The sequence below is a fragment of the Motilimonas sp. 1_MG-2023 genome (genome assembly GCF_030547455.1).
GTDB lineage: Bacteria > Pseudomonadota > Gammaproteobacteria > Enterobacterales > CBDFNC01 > Motilimonas.
In genome coordinates this window covers 119,762-140,813 of sequence record NZ_JAUOPX010000008.1, presented here as the reverse complement: position 1 = coordinate 140,813, position 21,052 = coordinate 119,762, and the positions used below count along the sequence as shown (strand labels likewise).

Below are 21,052 nucleotides of genomic sequence, written 5' to 3'. Positions count from 1 at the left end.
ACTAAATTAACCCCACTGAATACTGTCGAAATTGCACCGCCAAAAAGTCCTTCAAATTATCAAATGACAACGGTTTACTTAATAAAAAACCTTGTGAAAAATCACAACCTTGCTGCTGGATATAATTCTGTTGAAGTTCAGTTTCCACTCCCTCAACAACTACCTTCATGCCCAAATTATGTACAATATTGATAATGCCATTAAACAACAAATTATCTTGTTGATTACAGGGGATATCAGCAATAAAGGAACGGTCTATTTTAACCACATCAGCAGGTAGGCTGCGCAAATAGTTTAGTGATGAATAGCCGGTGCCAAAATCATCAATAGCAATATTGATCCCCACCGCTTTCAGCGCGGTGATCCGCTGCATATGCTGCGAATCACTGTTCATCAGTAAACTTTCTGTTATTTCTAAAGTCACAGAAGCAGCGGGTAAACCACTGTCTTTGATCACCTTAATCCATTCACTTGCCTGTAAATCAACATTCTGGAACTCTAAGGTTGAGCGATTGATGCACACCTCTAAATGTTCATAACCTAAGTCATGTAATTGCTTTACTTGCAAACAAGCTTGTTTCAATACTTGCTGGCCTAACTGCTGAATTAATCCAACCTCCTCAGCCAAGGGAACAAATACCATAGGGGAAATGAACCCTCGCAGTTGATGCTCCCAGCGCACTAACGCCTCTAACTTAGCCACCTTGCCAGAGAAATTATCTATAATGGGCTGATAATAAACCGTTAACTGGCCACTTTTAATCGCCTCTGTTAGCTCAACTAAGAGCGCTTGTTTGTCTAGTTCAGACTGGCGCATGGCTTGCTCATAAACAATACAAGTATTGCGTCCCTGATTTTTCGCTTCTGATAACGCAAGGCCTGCTTTTTGCATCAACTCATCGCGACTAAAGCCATGCTGCGGAAACAATACACAACCAATACTCGCAGTAATATAGAGTTGTTGGTCGGTGAGCTGAAAGCCTTGAGAAAAAGAGCCGAGTAATTGCTGAGCAAACACTTTCGCCTGCCCTTTTGACACCAAGTCAGGAACAATGATTACAAACTCATCGCCCCCTAAACGAGCGATAAAATCTTGCTGACGCAAGCGCCCCTTTAAGCGCTCTGCCACTAAAGTTAACAAAGCATCGCCCGTGGCAATTTTTTGGGTGTTGTTGATTGACTTAAATTTATCCAATCCTAATTGCAATAATGCAAAGTGTGCATTGGTTTTTATTTGTCGATCCAATGCAGACAGAAAACCTGCTCGACTGGGTAAAGAAGTTAGGCCATCGATGTGCTCCACCTGCAGCGGGTTTTCGTTGATCGGCTCAACGATTGCCAAGAAGCACGCAACATCGCCCAAATCATTACGCAAAGCAACAACCGAAGCATCGCCGTGAATTACTTGGCCTAACTTAGTGACATAACGCTTACGCACTTTAGCATGCTCTGTTTCACCACGAAATAACGAGCGATACAAGGAAGCTGACAAGGCCTTATCTTGAGGAAGAGTCAAGTCATCGATATGCTGTAGCTGTGCAGCATCAGGATAATAACCAAATAACTGTAATGCAGCCGCATTGATTCTATCAATAGAGCCATTCTTGCCTAGTTGCATCGCTGCCACTGGCAGGTGGCGAATCAAAGAGTCGAAATACTTTTCTAATAGAACATTACCCGTTAGCTTGCTCCGAGTAATATCTTGAGTGACTCCATCCAATCGCACTAAATTTTGCTGCGCATCTCGAATAGAGTTAACTTGGGCACGTAACCACCTCGATTCGTTTTTAGCGCTAACAATCCGATACTCAAAAACATGAGGCTCTGCGACGGTTCCTTCAATTACTTTCTCTAACTCAAGCATTACCATCGCGCGATCACCCTGCACAATGAAGCGCTCTAACTCAAATAAATTTAATGAACAAGAGAAGGGCTCTAAATCAAATAATTTAAACGTTGCTTCAGACCAAATAAGCTTGCGTGAAGGGAAATCAATGGACCAGGTGCAGATTAAACCTTTGTGCTGCATATTCTTAAGCTCGTGCTGAGAAGCGCTCAGGCCCATAGATAACCAATCAATAGGAAAGTCATTACCTAGCAAAGTCAGATCTTGTGCGATAAAGCCACTCAATAAACTCATCATATGGCTTCCATTATAGCCATCTGACAGCGGTTTTTGATACAAAGCTACGCACAGCCCAATCACATCATCAGCGTCATTAGATAATGCAACTGCAAGTAAGCCTTCAGCTTGGTATAGCTGCAATATATTAACATCAGGGAATTGTTGCGCGGCGCCACTCTCAATCATACAGGTTCGGTTTTTCAGCGCGTAAGTGAACGGTGAATCGCATAGCAACAATGTATCGCCATGTTGCTCAACGAAATCGCCCGAGCTAGCCTGCACATCAAGTAAAGATTGGGTTTTATTTAAAGTCGCCAACAGCACACAATCTGCAGCCAAATACTGGTGCAACTGCTGCACAAAAACATCACGCAATCTTTGACCAGAATACCCTGACACCGCATCTACAAGATCTGACACGGCGTGTAAAGTGTGCGGCATAATAACCACCTGAGAAAAGAAATATAAAAACAGTTGCTTATAGTAATAAAAAAACTGGCAAAGAAGATATGGTATGAAATAAAAAATTCAGATTCTGCCTTGTTGATACAAATAAATCTCACATTAGTGAGATTTATTTGATTATAAACAAGCATTAATTCCTTACTATAAGTAAAAGAATTATTGGTTAACTGACAATCCCACTATGGCGTAATAACGCATCAACTTGTGGCTCTCGCCCTCTAAAAGCGGTAAACAAAGCCATCGGTGATTCTGAGCCACCTTTTTCTAATATATGCTGCATAAAGTCACGGCCAACTTGCGCATTGAAAATGCCCTCTTCCTCAAAACGAGAAAACGCGTCAGCAGACAAAACTTCAGCCCACTTGTAGCTGTAATACCCTGCCGCATAGCCACCGGCGAAAATATGGCTAAAACCGTTCTGAAAACGATTGTATGCGGGCGGAGTAACGACTGCTACTTGGCTGCGCACCTCATCTAACTTAGCTTGTGCTTGATTAGCTTGGCCTGGAGTAAACTCTAAATGTAAACGGAAATCGAACAGAGAAAATTCCAACTGTCGCACCATCATCAATGCCGAATGATAGTTCTTTGCCGCCAGCATTTTATCTAGCATGTCCTGAGGCAAAGGCTCACCGGTTTGATAATGACCTGAAATAAAGGCCAGTGCTTCTGGCTCCCAGCACCAGTTTTCTAAAAACTGACTTGGTAGCTCAACCGCATCCCAAGGCACACCATTTATCCCCGATACGCCACTGGTTTCAACCTGCGTTAGCAGATGATGGATACCATGGCCAAACTCATGGAATAGTGTGGTGACTTCATCATGGGTAAACAAGGCTGGCTTATCAGCACTTGGCTTGTTGAAGTTACAAGTCAAAAAGGCCACTGGTTTTTGCAAGCTACCATCTAAGCGACGACGACGTATTAAGCAATCGTTCATCCAAGCGCCACCACGTTTGTGCTCGCGCGCATAGAGGTCGAAATAAAAGCTACCGCGCAACTCGCCTTGTTGATCAAAAATATCGTAAAAGCGCACATCTGGGTGCCAAGTATCAACACCTTCACGCTCAGTAATCGTTAAACCAAATAAGCGCTTAACCACTTCAAACAAACCACTTACTACCTTAGCTTCAGGAAAGTAAGGGCGCAGTGCTTCAGCAGAAATGGCGTATTTATGCTGCTTGAGTTTTTCGCCGTAATAACTCAAATCCCAAGCTTGTAGCTCGGTATCGCCAGATTGTTGCTGCGCAAATTCCCGCAACTCTGCTATTTCAGCTTGAGCTTGAGGGCGAGATTTTTCCGCTAGATCGGTTAAAAAACCCAATACTTGCTCGGGCGTTTGTGCCATTTTCGTCGCTAAACTATCCTCTGCATAATTGGCAAAACCCAGTAACTGGGATAATTCATGGCGTAGCGCTAAGGTTTCATCAATAATGCCGCTATTGTCGCGTTGTCCCGCATGAGGTCCTTGATCAGAAGCGCGCGTAACAAACGCCTGATACATTTCTTCACGCAGTGAGCGGTTGTCGGCATAGGTAAGCACAGGTAAATAACTCGGAATATCTAAGGTAAATAAATAACCGTCTAAATCCTTACTTTTTGCCAACTCTTGCGCCGCTTGAATCGCTGACTCGGGCAACCCAGATAGCTCGTTAACGTCAGTAATCTGCTTTTGCCACGCCAAGGTTGCATCTAATACATTATTACTAAATTGCGAAGCCAACTCCGACAAACGTTTTTTAACTTCACCGTAACGGGCTTTTTTCTCTGCATCTAAACCAATGCCCGACAAAGAAAAATCACGTAAAGTATCATCAATTAATTTCTGCTGCTCAGGTTGTAATCGTGCATATTCGTCGCCTTCACGAATCTCACGATAAGCTTGATAAAGGCCTTCATGCTGGCCCACAAAGGTAGCAAAATCCGATAATAATGGTAGACAACCATCATGAGCAGCGCGTAACTCATCATTACTAACCACCGCATTCATATGCGCAACCGCTTGCCATGCCTGCCCCAAAGCATCCGACACTTCATCAAGTGGCAACACAAAATTTTGCCAAGTATAAGGCCCACCAGAGGCCAGCACGCTCTCAATGGCGGCTTTATTATCAGCAATCAGCTGCGTGATATTAGCTTGAATATTTGCAGGATTAATGGTGCTAAATTGAGGTAAAGGCTGGTCAATTGTCATATTGTTTCTCTTTATAATAAGTTAATTAAGTCAGAGATGAGGCCCAATGCCCTAAATATCAAGGTCAAGGCTTCATTAAGCGCTCAGCAAAAACACACACCTTAGGAGAAACTAGAACATCATAAAAAATAGGTTAAAACGACATATCGCTAAATAATTAGATGAATAGCGCGATCTAACTCGGGTTTTAGTTGGAATTAAGGGGCGATCGGCTCCCAAAAATAATGCAGCAGATGTATCCTGAATAAATAGCCGACTGCATCAAGCCAGTCTATGCTAAATATATTAATAACGACCCCTTAGTATCGTCTCGCTTAGGTTTAATTACATTGAGCTATACCAATAGACACATAGGGTTATCGATCGCATTATTTAGGCTGAGCTAAGCCCAGTGGATAGGTGTCACCCGAATGCCAAGCGTGGTTTCAAAACTTAAACGTTCTATGTCACAAAACAGTCTCTCGTTTAGACTGCTTTCTTATATTCTTCTTTGCAGTAGTGTGTTAGCTGTCGTGATCACCATAGTGCAGCTGTTATGGGACTACCGCAAAGATGTCGGCCAAATTGAAAACAGCATTACCCAAATCGAAGCCAGCTTTTTACAGCCCATCGCCGCGAGCTTGTGGAACCTTGATGAAGAGCAAGTGCAGGTACAAGTGGAAGGGATAATGAACCTTCCCAACATGCAGTACGTGCTAATAAAAGAAATATTGGGCAGCTCTGAAGTTCCTTTAATAGAAAAAGGAATGCTCAAACAAAAGTTTGATATCAGTCGTGAGTTCGACTTGGTTTATCAAGGTGAAGTGGTTGGACGGCTATTAGTAGCCGCCTCATTAGACGAGGTTTACCGACGCTTAATCGAAAAATCCATGGTTATCTTAGTCAGCCAAACCATTAAAACCTTAGTGGTCTCTATCTGTATTTTGCTAATCATTTATTACCTAGTGATTCGTCATTTAAATCGAATTGCTGACTACACCCGTTCCCTTAAACTTGATTCTGTTTCTCCCCCTCTCAAACTAGAAGGCCGCGACCCACACCCAGCGAACCCTGATGAACTAGATGGCCTTGCTGCCACCTACAACCAAATGCGAGAAAAAATCTTCGCCGAATTGTCTGCCAAAGAAAAAGCTAACCAAGAGCTCGCTGGCGAACGTGACTTCTCCACTACTATCATCAACTCTTCCACCTCAGTCATTTGTTGCTTAGATCAGTCTCTTGATATAGACACGATCAACCCAGCTGGCGTGATTTTAACGGGCTACAGTCAACATGAAATGTCGGGACGTAGCTGGCTAGAGCTATTTGTAAATCCTGAGCAGCGAGAAGAAGTTTCCAAACAGCTAAAAAAATATCAAGACCAAAAAGATTTCGAAATCACCATGACCGATCAGTTAGGTGAAACCAATACGCTCATTTGGAGCTTTGTGCCTTTTTATGAAGGCGACCACTTTAAATACCTGATCGCTTTTGGTTACGACGTGTCTAGTCTAAAGCGGGTTGAAAAAGAGATTAAACGCCTAAATGACCAGCTTGAAGAGAAAGTCATCAAACGTACCGCCAGCCTAGAGCAAAGTAACAACCAACTGGTTATCGCCTTTGACGAACTTAAACGCGCGCAACAAACCTTAGTTGAGTCAGAAAAGATGGCCTCACTGGGTAGTTTAGTAGCCGGTGTTGCTCATGAAATAAATACCCCTATCGGCATCAGCGTCACCGCCTCGTCGTATCTACAAGATCAAACCAAGTCATTGCAACAACGGGTCGCAGAAGGTAAGTTGTCTCGCGCCTATATTGAAGAATTGACAGGCAATATGAATGAGTCGTGTAACTTATTAATGAGTAACTTACGCCGCGCTTCCGATCTGATAAGCAGCTTTAAGCAAGTCGCGGTCGACCAATCAAGTGAAGCTTGTTACACCTTTAATTTAGAAGAAAACCTCAACCAAGTTGTCACCTCTCTTAATCACAAGCTGAAAAAAGCACGTTGTGTCGTAGAGACCCATTGCGACGGTGATTTAAAAATGCACAGCTTTCCAGGCAGCTTCACACAAATATATTCTAACCTAATCATTAACAGTGTTAACCATGGCTTCGATGAATGGGATGGCGAGCGAAAAATTGTTATTGATGTGACTCGCCAAGATGACCGTCTGTTAATTGACTATCGCGACACTGGCCGCGGCATCGACAAAGAAATCGCACCACGTATATTCGATCCCTTTGTCACCTCTAAGCGCGGTCATGGTGGCAGTGGCTTAGGCACACATGTGATCTACAACTTAGTCGTGCAACTATTAAAAGGGAGCATAGAGCACGACACTAGCGTTGAGCAAGGCGTCTGTTTCCGTATCAACATCCCCTATCATAACGTTTAAGGTAAGCACATCATCCCTACACCGAGGCATCCGCCTCGGTTTTTACTTGCCTTTCCCTACTCACTCTCTAGAATCGTGTAAAACTCCAAGGGAAACATAACATGACTGAACATTTTGATTACATTTGTATTGGCGGTGGCAGCGGTGGTATCGCCTCAGCAAACCGTGCGGCGCGTTACGGCGCTAAAGTAGCCTTAATTGAAGCAAAAGCCCTTGGCGGCACTTGTGTCAATGTCGGCTGTGTACCAAAAAAAGTAATGTGGCACGGCGCGCAAATCGCTGAAGCCATCAAACTTTACAGCCCTGATTACGGCTTTGACGTAGAGCAAAAGGGCTTTGATTGGAGCAAGCTAGTCGCCAGTCGTGAAGCTTATATTGGCCGTATCCACCAGTCATATGATCGCGTACTAGGCAATAACAAGGTTAATGTCATCAAAGGTTTTGCAACCTTTGTTGATGCCAAAACAGTCGAAGTTGATGGCAAGCACTATAGCGCCGATCATATCTTGATCGCCGTAGGCGGTGCGCCAACCATTCCTAATATCCCTGGCGCAGAGTACGGCATTGACTCAAATGGCTTTTTTGAACTAACCGAGCAGCCTAAACGTGTTGCAGTAATAGGCGCAGGCTACATAGCAGTTGAAATTGCTGGCGTATTGAATGCGCTGGGCAGTGAAACCCACCTATTTGTGCGCAAACATGCGCCACTGCGCAGCTTTGATACTATGCTAACCGACACCTTAGTCGAAGTAATGGCCGCGGAAGGTCCGCAATTACACACTGAAAGCACGCCCAAAGCGGTGGAAAAGAACAGCGATGGCAGCCTTACTATCAGCTTTGAAAACGGCGAAAGCTATACCGTAGACTGCCTAATTTGGGCCATTGGTCGCCACCCTGCCACCAGCAGCATTAAAATTGAAAACGCGGGCGTTAAAACAAATGCCCAAGGCTACATTCCGGTAGATGAATACCAAACAACTAATGTTCCCGGCATCTACTGCGTAGGTGACATTATGGAAGGTGGCATCGAGCTCACCCCTGTGGCAGTGAAGGCAGGACGTCAATTATCCGAGCGCTTATTTAACGGTAAAACCAACGCCAAAATGGATTATAACTTAGTGCCAACCGTGGTATTTAGTCATCCACCTATTGGTACCATTGGTCTCACTGAAGCAGAAGCCAACGCGCAATTTGGTGAGGAACAAGTGAAGGTTTACACTTCAGGCTTTACCGCCATGTATACCGCAGTTACCCAGCATCGCCAGCCATGTAAAATGAAACTGGTATGTGTCGGTGAAGATGAAAAAGTTGTTGGCCTACACGGTATCGGTTTTGCGGTTGATGAAATGATCCAAGGCTTTGCCGTTGCAATGAAAATGGGCGCTACCAAAGCCGATTTTGACAGCGTGGTCGCAATCCATCCAACTGGCTCGGAAGAGTTTGTTACCATGACCTAACAACAAAAGCCCAAGTGAGAGCTTGGGCTTTTATAACATTCTCTAAATCTGTATGTTTACCCTATGGTAAATCCTAACCTCGACATCCAGCGATGAAATCCAATTCCGCCTGTTTAGCTTGGGTTTCCACACCATAAAAACCTAATAAACTGTGAAATAAATTGTCATGGGAGAAAGTGCCCGTTTTAGCAGCTTGCGCTAAGCAATCACGGTTAATCCCTTGGGCAGAAGCGTACTCTTCAGGTAACCAAATCAACCATGGCACGTGAGTTTGTTCAGTTGGCGCAAAGGCATAAGGCGTGCCATGTAGGTACAAGCCATTTTCGCCAAGTGATTCTCCATGATCCGACAAATACATCAACGCCACGTTATATTGCTCACTGTAACCTTGTAACAATTTAATAGTTTGTGCTAACACATAATCGGTATAGACCAAGGTATTGTCATACACATTTACTATCTCTTCATCGCTGCAGTTTTCAATGTCACTGCGACGACAAGCGGGCTTAAACACTTCCATGTCTTTTGGGTAACGCTGATAATAAGTAGGGCCGTGGCTACCAATAATATGCAGCGCCACTAACTGATCACTGGGCTTGCCCTTCGCGTCAACTAATTGTGCTAACTGCTGTACTAACACTTCGTCATAACAACTTAAACTTTGGCAACCATCCCAACCTTGGCTTAACGTCAGTTCATGTTTAGTGATATTTTTCGCCACATGTTTGTCACCGCCGTCATTTTCTAACCAAGTTACATCCACGCCAGCATGAGCCATGACATCGAGCACGTTATCTTGGCTATCCGCCCGCTCACGCTTAAAATTATCATGACTTAAGTTAGACATCATACAAGGTAAGGAGTGGGCAGTCGCTGTGCCGCAAGAAGACACATTTTGTAACGCAATTAAGTTAAACCCCTGAGTATAAGGGTTGGTTTCTCTTTGATAACCATTGTATTGCATGTTGTGGGCGCGAGCCGTTTCACCTACCACCAGAACCACTAAGTTAGGCTTACCATTTTTACTGGGCTTCACCACCGCATCTTGGCCAAATGCGACGTATTTTAAAGGCGTGCTAAAGAAGGTGCGCTTGGCATATCTCACACCATAATAAACATGTGCAGGCACAATCATTTTGGTGATATAGCGATTATTGCGCCCAACAGACGCGTAATCTTTATAAAACAACGCTGCCAGCAAGGCCAGAATTAAGCACGAAACCACAATTAAACCGGCGCGAAATAAACCCGCTTTTAGCCAACTCGCGCGAGATGAAATTTGGGTTCGATACAACAGCCATACTGGTAGCCCGCCCAGCGCCAAGTAATATAACACCGAGTAAATATTCACATATGACAACGCCTCTCCCGAGTTAGTCGCCAATATGTTTTCGACCATGCCGTAGTCAAACACTATCTGATATTTCCAAATGGCATAAGTTGCCGCAGCAGAAGATAAGATGATAAGTGTCAATAAAGGCTTAAACAGATACGGAATCGCTAATAAACTAAAAATAATGAGAAAACAGCAAAACAACACTAAGGCAGGCGACAAAGCAAAAGCTAAATGGCCCTCTCCGGCAAGTTGATACAGCTTATAAGTAACGGGAAAGTTCAACACGACGGCAAAATACAAAGCAAGCATCACTATCACTTGCTCATAACTTAGTGTCCAGGTCGTGGTCAATAATTTAACTGGAGTTATCGCTTTCAAATCTAGGAGCCCAAGGAATGAAACAGATCCTAAGTATGGTAAAAGAACCTTAAGGCAACCTTAAATATGAAAACGTTTAGCAACATACTTCTTTATCGCTATCGCTGAGGAAGTGCCAATGAAACGATGGTAGTAACCAATAAGAATATTGCCGAAGCCCACAAACAAGCCACAAAACCCATGGTTTGAAATAGCCAACCCGACAAAATAGTGCCAATTAAGCGCCCCATCGCATTGGCCATATAATAAAAGCCCACATCCAGTGAAGCGCCATCTTCCTGAGCGTAACTGACAATCAGATAAGAATGTAACGACGAGTTAATCGCAAATACCGCGCCAAACACCAGCAAACCAAGCACGATGACGTATTCTGACTGCCATTCAATCTGCACACTAAGGGCAATCGCAGCCGTCACTAACGTGAGCAGCCCAGCCCAAAGCACCGCCGCCGAGCCACTGGGTACCACGCCGCGACGCTTCCCCGTAAAATAAGGCGCAAAACCTTGCACCACGCCATAGCCAATAATCCATAGCGCCAAAAAGCCACCCACTTGGCTATGGCTCCAATCAAACACACTGGCTAAATAAACCGGCAGCGCGACTACAAACCAAATATCACGGGCGCCAAACAAACACATGCGCGCCAAGGATAAGATATTAATACTACGAGATTTTGCGAACAGCTCATTAAATTTAGGTTTGCTTTTTGCTTTGCCTAAACTGGCATCCAAGCTCAGCACGCTGCCGATGAATACTAGCAACAGCACCGCTGCCATCGTTAATACAGCTAGCTGAAAGCCCAAGTAATGCAGTAGTAGTCCTCCAACAAAAAAGCCCGCGCCTTTTAAAGCATTTTTAGAGCCCGTTAATAAAGCTACCCATTGATAAAGCTTTCCTTGTTGATCACTTGGTACTAAGGTTTTAATCGCGCTTTTGGCGCTCATTTTATTTAGATCTTTCGCTATGCCCGATAAGGCCTGCGCTAACATTACCCACGCCATCACTAACCAGTCAGGCGGCACGGTCAGCATTAACAGTGCCACCACTTGCAGCAACAAACCGATATTCATGGTGCGATTCAGGCCAATACGAGCACCTAACCAACCGCCCAATAGGTTAGTCACCACACCAAAAAATTCATAAAACAAAAATAACGAAGCGATTGCGAACGCGCCATAGCCCAAATCATAGAAGTACAACACCACCAGCATGCGCAACGCACCATCGGTAACGGTGAAGTTCCAATAGTTAAACGTGACCAATAAATACTGGCGAACCGATTTTGGCAAACTTGAAAGCACGGAGGGTTCCTCTATAAAACAAAGAGTTAAATTTTTGCAATAAAGTTGTAGAAGTAACATCTATAACGGCAGCATAATAAGCATGTTGCCGTTATAAGTCTGTTGTTTATGGCGTAACCAACTGATCCACATAGTCAATTTGTACCGCCTTAGTAAAGGCACCAGGACGCAACGCTTGCACGCGCTTTTTAATGGTGTCTAAATCCCAGCCTCGTTCTAATAAAATGTGCGCAGCAAGCAAACCGGTGCGGCCCGATCCCCCCATGCAATGCAGCGCCACGGCTTGATTGTTATCGAGCAATTGATGTAGCTCAGGGGACGCCTTTAGCCAATCTATTTTAAAATTGGCATCAGGCGCCTGATCATCTTCAATTGGGCAATGAAACCACTGCATGCCCAAGCTTTGCGTTAACTGACTTAACTCAGCCACTCCCGCCTTTTCCATTTCAGCCTCATTAAGGGCCGTCACTACCGCTTTTACGCCACGATCTTTTAATTGGCGCAATGAGGATTCTAAATCCGTGCCCTTAGTGCCAGGACAAGGCGTCAGTACTAGCTCTGCACCTTGGTTATTTAATGGCAGTTGCCAAGTCGGATGTGTCATCTATCTCTCCTGCGGGTTCACTATTATCTCTAATAGGTAACCCCTAATTTAAGGCCTTGATAACTAAGCCAAGCCAACAATGCGTACTAACTCAGCTGAACTTAGCTGCTCGGTCATGGTTGCATAACCCATTTTGTTCATCGCTCTCTATAACTAAGCCAAGCCAACAATGCGTACTAACTCTGCTGTGCGCGTGGCATACCCCATCTCGTTATCATACCAAGCATAAATTTTTACCATTTTACCGCCCACGACCATAGTCGATAACGCGTCAACAATCGTTGACCTTTGGTCGCCTTTATAATCAATCGAGACCAATGGCCGCGTTTCAAAACCAAGAATGCCCTTTAACTCACCTTCCGCGGCTTGCTGTAATAAAGCATTTACCTGCTCAGGTGTTGTCTCTTGTTTAACTTGGAAAATAATATCTGTTAATGAAGCATTAGCTAATGGTACCCGCACCGCATGGCCATCAATTTTTCCTGCTAATTCAGGAAAAATTTCCACAATCGCTTTCGCGGATCCTGTCGTTGTTGGGATCAAGCTAACACCACATGCCCGAGCACGGCGTAAATCTTTATGGGGAGCATCCAATATGGTTTGCGTATTAGTCAGGTTATGTATGGTAGTAAAAGAAGCGTTTTCGATGCCTAGCTGCTCATGAATAACCTTAACTACGGGAGCAATACAGTTAGTAGTACAAGATGCTGCCGTCACAATGCGGTGCACATCTGGGTTAAACACTTGCTCGTTTACCCCCACCACAATATTGGCAACAGCATTGTCCTTCACCGGCGCAGACACCACCACACGTTTAACACCTTGCGCCAAGTATTGGTTTAAAAAACGAACATCACGATGAACCCCTGTGGCCTCAATCACCACATCACAACCAGACCAATCAACGGCTGTTATATCCTGCTGTTGCGTTGCTTTTATCGTCTGCCCATCTACCACTAAAGCATCTTCTTTAACGGTGACAGGGTGGTGCCATCGCCCTTGGATTGAATCAAACTCTAATAAATGTGCATGTGTCGCGGCATCTCCAGCGACATCATTTATTTGCACAAATTCTAATTCAGGCCAGTCGAAAGCAGCGCGAAGTGCCAAACGTCCAATACGGCCAAATCCATTAATTCCAACTTTAATCGCCATTGCTTAATTCCCTTTTAGTCACAGCACACATTCGCTGAGTTCAATTTTGTCGTATCAAGGTGATAGCTTTTTGACAGCGTATCACTCGTAATTAACTGTTGGAGTAAATCACAAAACCAAAGGGGTAAATCTATTGCTAGTTGGTAATAAACCCACTGCCCTTTACGCTCTGTGGTCAACACTCCACTTTGACGCAATAATGCCAAGTGACGTGAAATTTTCGGCTGACTTAATTGCAAAGCCTTGGTTAATTCACAAACGCACATTTTTTTCTGCTGAAAAATCAATAATACGCAACTAAGTCTAGTTTCATCGGCAAGTAATTTTAAATATTCATGCTCTAACATACGAATATCCATATATAAAGATGAAAGAAAAATAACAAACAAAACCTATCACTGCAATCTCCACCATAAGACACCACGCAACCTTAATAAAAAATTCACAATAAGTTCGCCAATACGTAAAAAATAAGTCAACAAGCAGCGCTGTCCGTGCAAACTGTTACCGCTACTCTATGCTTAAAAAATCAGCCATCGATGGGTCAAGGGATCATGCATCTAAGTATTATTCAGCGAACTATTGCTGGCTTTATCCTAATGTTTATTCTCCTCGCCATTTTGGGCGGCATTAGTTATTTAAACACCAAGCAAATAAATTTAAGTTTGAAAACAGTCACCGAGGAAACCACTCCTTTACTAATTTCCAATGCCGATCTCAAAGGTGCACTGCTGAAAAATAATCGCAGCTTACTCGAATATCGTACTACCTACGAAACCGCCGATCTCAGCATTCATCAGGAGCAATTTAATAAAGAAAAGAACCAATTTGAGCAAATTAGCCAACAGCTCAGTAGCAGCAAAGCCTTAGATCCAAGTATTCAAAGTAGCTTTAACGAAGTGCAAACTGCCGCCAGTAACTATTTTGGTTTAGCTGAACAAATATTATCTGAACACAGAAATTTACTAGAAACACTTAACGCTTTATCTGCTTTGCGAGACGATTTTGTCAAACAGGAAGATAACTTTCAGCAAGCAACGTTATTGTTACTAGGTGAAACCGCCAGTAAACGCTCACAACGTAATAAAGCAGAACGTGTAACCAGCGGCATCGCTCGTGATTTAAAAGAAATACGTCGCGCGGGAATCAAAACAGACCTGACGGCACTACAAAAAGCCCTTTCTGCAGATATAGAGAAAGCCTTGTCTGGGGCGAAAAAAATAAAGGTGGATGAAGGTGTCATCATACGCTTTAACAGCGCAGTCAATAAACTTCGGGATATCAGTATTTCTGAACAAGGCTTACTACCCTTAATGCTGAAACAGCAAAAACTAGAAACAAACATAGTCAGACTCACCGAACAAGCAAATCAACAAATGGCTCAAGTGGAGCAACTACTGACCAGTTTTACAGCACAAGCACAAACAGAGTCCGAAGCAGCAAAGAGCTCAGCAGACAAAGCAGTTAAAACTGCGGTCTTTTACATTGTTATCGTGACACTTATCTCAGCTGCGGTAGCCGCTATTATCGGCTTTACCATTGCGCGCAGCATTCACAAACCACTGTCATTGATTACCCCAGTACTAAAAGTGATGGCTGAGGGCAATATGACACAAAGGGTCGATTATCAATCCAGTGATGAGTTTGGCACCTTGTCTGAGTCCCTAAATACCCTAGTAGATAGCATGGCTGATGTACTCAGTAAAATTAACCAAGGCTCTGTGCAACTCGTTCAAGAGGCCAATAACGCTGCAGAAATAAGCGATCGCACGATGGCACGAGTTGCCGACCAAAAAAACCAGACTGATCAAGTTGCCACTGCCATATCAGAGATGGAAGTCAGTGTTGGTGAAGTATTCCGTTCAACCGAAAATACCTTATCAGAAGTCACCCTTGCTAACGAAGATACCGACACGGGTCGCGAGCTGGTCGCCAAAAATCGTCAGTTGACTGAACAGCTAGCCAATTCAATCAATGAGGCAGTAAGCATCACACAGAAACTAGAAGAGTTCAGCGCGAATATAGGCAGTATTCTCGATGTTATCCGTGGCATCGCCGAACAAACTAACCTACTTGCATTGAATGCTGCCATCGAAGCCGCTCGAGCCGGTGAGCAAGGCCGTGGCTTTGCGGTAGTTGCTGACGAAGTACGTACCCTCGCCACCCGTACGCAGCAATCAACTATTGAAATTCAAGCCATGATCGAAAACCTACAAAAAAGTTCTCGTCAAGTTGCTAATGTGATGCATCAAAGCCAAGAGCAAACTAACCACTGTGTTGACCAAACGCGTCTCACCGATGAAGCCCTGCAAGCAGTCGCTACGCGAATGGAGGCCATCAAAGAAATGAGTGTTCATGTCGCCCAAGCCACTGAAGAACAAATAGCCGTCAGCCAAGACATAGCTAAAAATATTAACGGTATCACCGAAGTTGCGCTCGAAACCGAGCGAGAAGCCAGCGATTCAGCTCGGATCAGTGAAGTCTTAGCGCAATTGATTGAACAGCAACAAACCTTGATCCGACGCTTCAAAGTTTAATCTGCCCCTCATTCTATTCAGTAACCAGTAATGAGGATATGTTAATCAACCCAAAAAGGGGTTCGTAATGAAGTTAAAAACCTTGCCTTATGCTATTGGCGCATCCATTTTGTTATCGGCCTCCATTGCCCATGCCGGTAATATTTCAATAGAGAGCTGGCGTGAAGATGCAGCTATTTGGAACGATGTCATCATTCCAGCATTTAACGCTAAACACTCAGATATAAAAGTCACCTTCGTTCACACCAATGCCACTGACTACAATGACACCCTTAATAAAAAATTAGCCGATGGGAGTGCGGGAGACTTAATCACTTGTCGCCCATTCGACGATTCACTGAAACTATTCCAAGCCGGATATTTAACCGATATAACCGAGCTAGACGGTATGGGAAATTTTCCAAATTTTGCCAAAGCCGCATGGCAAACAGATAATGGTGCACAATCATTTTGCTTACCAATGGCATCGGTGATCCACGGTTTCTTTTACAATAAAACCATCTTTAAAGAACTAGGGCTAACGCCACCCAAAACCAATGCTGAATTTTATTCAGCATTGGATAAAGTAAAAGCCAGCGGTGAATACACACCGATAGCCATGGGCACCAATGATAAATGGGAAGCCGCCACCATGGGCTTTCAAAATATAGGCCCTAACTATTGGAAAGGTGAGGACGGCCGCCTAGCTGTTATCGACGGCGATGAAAAACTCAATGCACCGCAATACGTAAAAGTATTTGAACAACTTGCGAAGTGGGGTCCCTATATGGGTGAGGGCTATCAAACTCGTACCTATAATGACGCCATCGCGATGTTTGGTGATCAAAAGGCCGCTATTTACCCTGCGGGCTCATGGGATATAGCCGCTTTTAATACTAAGTTAGATCTTGGTGTATTTATGCCACCGGTAGAGAACACGGATGACGAATGTTACATCAGTGACCATACCGACATAGGTGTCGGTATTAACGCCAAAAGTGCCAATAAGAAGGACGCTGAAACCTTCTTAAAATGGATGACAACAGGAGAATTCGCCGCTATTTATACTAATGCGCTACCTGGCTTCTTCTCGTTATCAAATCATTTCATTGATGTTGACGACCCGACCGCAAAAGCCATGATAGCGTGGCGTGATACTTGTGATTCAACCATTCGCAACTCATACCAAATTTTAAATCGCGGTGAACCTAGCTTGGAGCTAGAAATTTGGGAAACCAGTGTTGGTGTAATCAATGGCACCATGACCCCAAAAGATGCAGCCGACCGGTTACAAAAAGGCATGGACACTTGGTATAAACCTAGCGAATAACCTTTACCGCTGCATACCTACTCTTTATTAAGTCAGGCTCTGCCTGGCTTTTTTGTTAACCATACCTCACCATTTTATTTCACTGACAACGCCCGTAAAATAGAAATTTTTGACTAAAAAAGATTCAATACCTAGTGATTTAACTACAGAGTTATATAATAATTAGTTATCTAAATCTGTTTATTAATTACTTTTTAGACTTATATATAACAAAAATAACCGAAACTAGACAAAGAGGCTGCAAATCATGACTACACGCTTTTCTCGCGCACTGGCTATTACCTTGGCCGCCCTAAGCTTTATCACCGCACCTGCTTTTGCCCAGGACACCATCAAAGTGGGCATGTCAGGCCGCTACTTCCCGTTTACCTTTGTGCAAAAGGATGTACTGCAAGGGTTTGAAGTTGATGTTTGGAATGAAATCGGTAAACGCGCTGATTTAAAAGTAGAATTTAAAACTGCTAACTTTTCAGGCCTATTTGGTATGTTAGAAGCTGGCCATATTGATACTATTTCAAATCAAATCACCATCACTGATGAACGTTTAGCTAAGTATGACTTTGCCCAAGCTTACGTGATTGATGGCGCACAAATAGTGGTGAAAAAAGGCCGTACGGATATTCAAGGCATTGACGATCTAAAAGGCAAAAAAGTCGCGGTAAATTTAGGCAGCAACTTCGAGCAACTTTTACGCAAAGCGGATCCAAACAAAGAAATTAACATCATCACTTATGATGCCGGCTTTGAACAAGATGTCGTTCTTGGTCGCACTGATGCATTTGTGATGGATCGGGTATCATCTGCTCAACTGATTAAAAAATCGGGCTTACCACTCGAGCTAGCTGGCGAACCATTTGAAACCATCAAAAATGCGATGCCTTTTATCAAATCAGATGAAAACAAGGCGCTAATTACACGTGTCAACACAGCATTAACTAGCATGCGAGAAGACGGAAGCCTAAGCCAAATTTCGCAAAAATGGTTTAATGCTGACATCACTAAATAAAGGGAACTGAGCAGTTGAACTTTGATTTTATTTACACACTAGAACTATTTCCAATACTGCTAAAGTACTTGGGCGTAACCATGCAAATGGCGTTACTTGGTTTCGTATTTGCGTTGATTATTGCCTTATGTGTAGCCGTTATCCGTGTTTTTTCTGTGCCTGTATTGAATCAAGCTTCAATTGTATTCATTTCTTTTTTTCGTGGCACACCACTACTAGTACAATTATTTTTGCTCTACTACGGTTTGCCACAATTGATGCCATGGCTCGTCGGCATGGACGCATTTACTGCTGCGGTGATTGGCTTATCGCTACATTTTTCTGCTTACATGGCAGAGAGTATTCGCGCGGCTATCTTGGGTGTCGACCGCAGCCAAATGGAAGCCAGCTTAAGTATTGGAATGACCAAGCTACAGGCCATGCGCCGCATTATTTTGCCACAAGCGGCCCGTGTGGCGTCCCCATCGCTGATGAATTACTTTATCGACATGATCAAAAGTACTTCACTCGCGTTTACCCTCGGGGTGGCAGAAATAATGTCGAAAGCACAAATGGAAGCCTCTTCTAGCTTTAAATTTTTCGAAAGTTTTGTTGCCGTAGCCATTGTTTACTGGGTTGTCGTCGTGATCTTCACGCAACTACAACATCGCCTAGAAACGCATCTTAACCGGGCATATGTAAAATGATCAAAGTAACTAACCTGAGTAAAAAGTTTGGCGATCTAGCCGTACTAAAAGGCATTGATTTTGAGGTTAAGCAAGGTGAAATCGTGGTCATTATTGGGCCATCAGGCACAGGTAAATCAACCTTATTACGTTGTTTAAATTACCTTGAAACCCCGACTACTGGCATCATTAATATTGGGCCAGTTAAGGTTGATGTAGCGCACGCCAACAATAAAAGTATCACCCAATTGCGCCAACAAAGTAGCTTCGTATTTCAAAACTATGCACTTTTTGCTAACAAAACGGCATTAGAAAACGTCGCCGAAGGGCTGCTCACTGTTTGGAAAGAGCCAAAGCAGCAAGCCTTTGCCACCAGTAAAAAAATTCTCGAACAAGTGGGCTTAGGCGATAAAATAAATCATTACCCTGTGCAGTTATCAGGCGGTCAACAACAACGAGTAGGCATTGCTCGAGCCATGGCAGCCAAAGGCGAGGTCATCTTATTTGACGAGCCCACTTCCGCCCTCGATCCAGAATGGGTAGATGAAGTCTTAGCAGTGATGAAGCAACTGGCGCAAGGACAACAAACCATGATAGTGGTCACCCATGAAATGCAGTTTGCCCGTGAAATAGCCGATAAAATTATCTTTATGGAAGATGGCCATATCGTTGAACAAGGCAGCGCCGAGCAAATGTTTACGGCACCGAAAAGCGAACGCACTCGAGCTTTTTTAGCACGCGCCACCAAGTAAGCGTTAGGCAATAAAAAAGAGTCTGATATGCTAGGCAGTATGCGCCTTTCTCGACTGCACCAAACTCACTATCGCAACGGGCCTGATTATCGCAATCAGGCCGATGTTAGTTTTCAAGACATTCAGCATGCCTTTGCTTTTTCTACCATTAAAATCGGTCGCTGGGTCAGCAAAGAAGAGCAGCAAATTGCTGCCAACTTAATTTTTGATGCCCTATTCGATTTAGCCACTATTTTAAACCTACCCAGCCAAGCCCTAGGCCTTAAGGGTCAACTAAACTTGGCTTTTGGTACCGGCGGCCAAGCAGGCGTGCAAGCCCACTACGCCCCTTATAGTCGCACCTTAGCCTTAGCTAAAAATGCTGGCGCGGGCGCCCTTGCCCATGAGTTTTGGCATGCCTTTGACCATTACATCACAGACAAAGTCTTTACCCCTCCCCACTATAAGTTTGCTTCAGATACTTGGTTGAATAAAAATACATTAATTGTACATCCATTAAACCAAGCGCTAGCACAATGCTTTAAGATTGTGTTGCTGTCTGAATCAGGCCAAGCAGCATCAGCCTACACTCAGGCTGCCATTGCCTTAGACAAGCAACTTAACCAGCTCTACTACAGCCGTCCAACAGAGCTAATGGCGCGCGCGTTTGAAGCCTTTGTACAAGATCACAGTTCGATCACCAATCGTTATTTGGTTGCAGGCACACAACAGACCGAGCTAGCCAAGGCCGGAATCTATCCCCTTGCTCAACACCGGGAAGCGATTGCTCAAGGGTTTAAACTCTACTTTTATCAACTGGGATTTGCGCTTAAGAAATCGAGCCAGTAGGCAATAAGCAAAGAAGATGAAGCTGAACTCAAATAGATAAATCCCCTACCTAAGCTCAATAAAGCTCGATCAATTTGTTCTTTTCCGGAATAGCTGTTTTATAGGGTTGCACACGCCAAATAGCGCCATGAGGTTTATTGCCCTTATAGTCACTGCACTGCAGCGAAGGCTCGTGGTAATTTGCTTGCGGCAACAGCAACGGCCGCCCCTGCTCCTTCGCAGCTAACACCATCCACACTACGTCTCGACGAAAACGTAGCTGGCAAATTAAAAAGCCCTCAACACGACTTTGCACCGAGACCACTAAGCCTTCTTCCTCCCGTGTTTTTTTCAAATAAACCTGATCTTTCGAGTAAATGGCAGCTGCCACCGAGCAAGAAAACACAATAGGAAAAAGCAATAAATATCGCATCAAAGTTCACCCAATAATGAAGCAGACCTGAAGTAACCTCTATTAATATAATCAACCTCAGTCCGTTTTAAGGTAGTCGCAGCCAGATAAAGCATGTTTTACGGCAAAATTTCGTTTTCAGAGATGAAAATGTAAAGCTTATAAGGACAT

General features: G+C 43.9%; 16 protein-coding genes. 8 read left to right on the top strand and 8 right to left on the bottom strand.

What is annotated here, in order from left to right; all coding sequences use genetic code 11:
• Nucleotide 1: 1 nt before the first annotated feature.
• Together Q4519_RS06395 and prlC are read right to left on the bottom strand one after the other, a co-directional pair.
• Nucleotides 2-2,566: a GGDEF domain-containing phosphodiesterase gene (locus Q4519_RS06395; RefSeq protein WP_303510872.1), complete on the bottom strand. Its 2,565-nt coding sequence runs from the start codon at nucleotides 2,564-2,566 to the stop codon at nucleotides 2-4.
• A gap of 187 nt (nucleotides 2,567-2,753) precedes the next feature.
• Nucleotides 2,754-4,784 carry an oligopeptidase A gene (gene prlC, locus Q4519_RS06390; RefSeq protein ID WP_303510869.1) on the bottom strand — a complete coding sequence of 677 codons (2,031 nt, stop codon included), beginning with the start codon at nucleotides 4,782-4,784 and terminating at the stop codon, nucleotides 2,754-2,756.
• 410 nt (nucleotides 4,785-5,194) lie between these two features.
• Here prlC and Q4519_RS06385 point away from each other — a divergent pair, with 410 nt between their 5' ends.
• Entirely contained in the window at nucleotides 5,195-7,162 is a 1,968-nt protein-coding gene (locus Q4519_RS06385) for an ATP-binding protein (protein ID WP_232803058.1), read from the top strand.
• A 101-nt stretch (nucleotides 7,163-7,263) separates the two neighbouring features.
• Nucleotides 7,264-8,619, top strand: a complete 1,356-nt coding sequence (gene gorA / locus Q4519_RS06380) for a glutathione-disulfide reductase (protein WP_303510866.1) — start codon at nucleotides 7,264-7,266, stop codon at nucleotides 8,617-8,619.
• A 73-nt stretch (nucleotides 8,620-8,692) separates the two neighbouring features.
• Here the strand turns inward: gorA and Q4519_RS06375 are convergent, their stop codons facing one another.
• The 5 genes from Q4519_RS06375 to Q4519_RS06355 all read right to left on the bottom strand — a co-directional run bounded on the left by Q4519_RS06375 (nucleotide 8,693) and on the right by Q4519_RS06355 (nucleotide 13,740).
• Entirely contained in the window at nucleotides 8,693-10,333 is a 1,641-nt protein-coding gene (locus Q4519_RS06375) for a phosphoethanolamine transferase (RefSeq protein ID WP_303510864.1), read from the bottom strand.
• 98 nt (nucleotides 10,334-10,431) lie between these two features.
• Nucleotides 10,432-11,694, bottom strand: coding sequence for an organoarsenical effux MFS transporter ArsJ (gene arsJ / locus Q4519_RS06370; protein ID WP_303510862.1), 1,263 nt, complete (start codon nucleotides 11,692-11,694; stop codon nucleotides 10,432-10,434).
• 46 nt (nucleotides 11,695-11,740) lie between these two features.
• On the bottom strand, nucleotides 11,741-12,238 hold the full coding sequence (locus tag Q4519_RS06365; protein WP_303510859.1) for a cyclin-dependent kinase inhibitor 3 family protein: 498 nt from the start codon (nucleotides 12,236-12,238) through the stop codon (nucleotides 11,741-11,743).
• Nucleotides 12,239-12,391: 153 nt separating this feature from the next.
• The gene (locus tag Q4519_RS06360; RefSeq protein WP_232803068.1) at nucleotides 12,392-13,393 is read right to left on the bottom strand and encodes an ArsJ-associated glyceraldehyde-3-phosphate dehydrogenase; all 1,002 of its coding nucleotides are present in this window, start codon (nucleotides 13,391-13,393) and stop codon (nucleotides 12,392-12,394) included.
• Nucleotides 13,394-13,407: 14 nt separating this feature from the next.
• Nucleotides 13,408-13,740: a metalloregulator ArsR/SmtB family transcription factor gene (locus tag Q4519_RS06355; RefSeq protein ID WP_303510855.1), complete on the bottom strand. Its 333-nt coding sequence runs from the start codon at nucleotides 13,738-13,740 to the stop codon at nucleotides 13,408-13,410.
• 147 nt (nucleotides 13,741-13,887) lie between these two features.
• On the opposite strand from Q4519_RS06355, the gene Q4519_RS06350 reads away from it, so the two are divergent.
• The 6 genes from Q4519_RS06350 (at nucleotide 13,888) to Q4519_RS06325 (ending at nucleotide 20,490) form a co-directional block, all read left to right on the top strand.
• On the top strand, nucleotides 13,888-15,930 hold the full coding sequence (locus tag Q4519_RS06350) for a methyl-accepting chemotaxis protein (RefSeq protein ID WP_303510852.1): 2,043 nt from the start codon (nucleotides 13,888-13,890) through the stop codon (nucleotides 15,928-15,930).
• 67 nt (nucleotides 15,931-15,997) lie between these two features.
• Nucleotides 15,998-17,239 carry an ABC transporter substrate-binding protein gene (locus Q4519_RS06345; protein WP_303510849.1) on the top strand — a complete coding sequence of 414 codons (1,242 nt, stop codon included), beginning with the start codon at nucleotides 15,998-16,000 and terminating at the stop codon, nucleotides 17,237-17,239.
• Nucleotides 17,240-17,486: 247 nt separating this feature from the next.
• The gene (locus tag Q4519_RS06340; RefSeq protein WP_232803080.1) at nucleotides 17,487-18,245 is read left to right on the top strand and encodes an amino acid ABC transporter substrate-binding protein; all 759 of its coding nucleotides are present in this window, start codon (nucleotides 17,487-17,489) and stop codon (nucleotides 18,243-18,245) included.
• Nucleotides 18,246-18,259: 14 nt separating this feature from the next.
• Nucleotides 18,260-18,931 carry an amino acid ABC transporter permease gene (locus Q4519_RS06335; RefSeq protein ID WP_232803082.1) on the top strand — a complete coding sequence of 224 codons (672 nt, stop codon included), beginning with the start codon at nucleotides 18,260-18,262 and terminating at the stop codon, nucleotides 18,929-18,931.
• Nucleotides 18,928-19,662 (top strand): amino acid ABC transporter ATP-binding protein, encoded by a 735-nt coding sequence (locus Q4519_RS06330; RefSeq protein ID WP_303510845.1) that lies wholly within the window; start codon nucleotides 18,928-18,930, stop codon nucleotides 19,660-19,662. The genes Q4519_RS06335 and Q4519_RS06330 overlap by 4 nt, the downstream gene beginning before the upstream one ends.
• A 27-nt stretch (nucleotides 19,663-19,689) precedes the next feature.
• Entirely contained in the window at nucleotides 19,690-20,490 is an 801-nt protein-coding gene (locus tag Q4519_RS06325) for a CLCA_X family protein (RefSeq protein ID WP_303510843.1), read from the top strand.
• A gap of 55 nt (nucleotides 20,491-20,545) precedes the next feature.
• On the opposite strand, the gene Q4519_RS06320 is transcribed toward Q4519_RS06325, so the two are convergent.
• Nucleotides 20,546-20,902 carry a hypothetical protein gene (locus Q4519_RS06320; protein WP_232803088.1) on the bottom strand — a complete coding sequence of 119 codons (357 nt, stop codon included), beginning with the start codon at nucleotides 20,900-20,902 and terminating at the stop codon, nucleotides 20,546-20,548.
• Nucleotides 20,903-21,052: the final 150 nt, after the last annotated feature.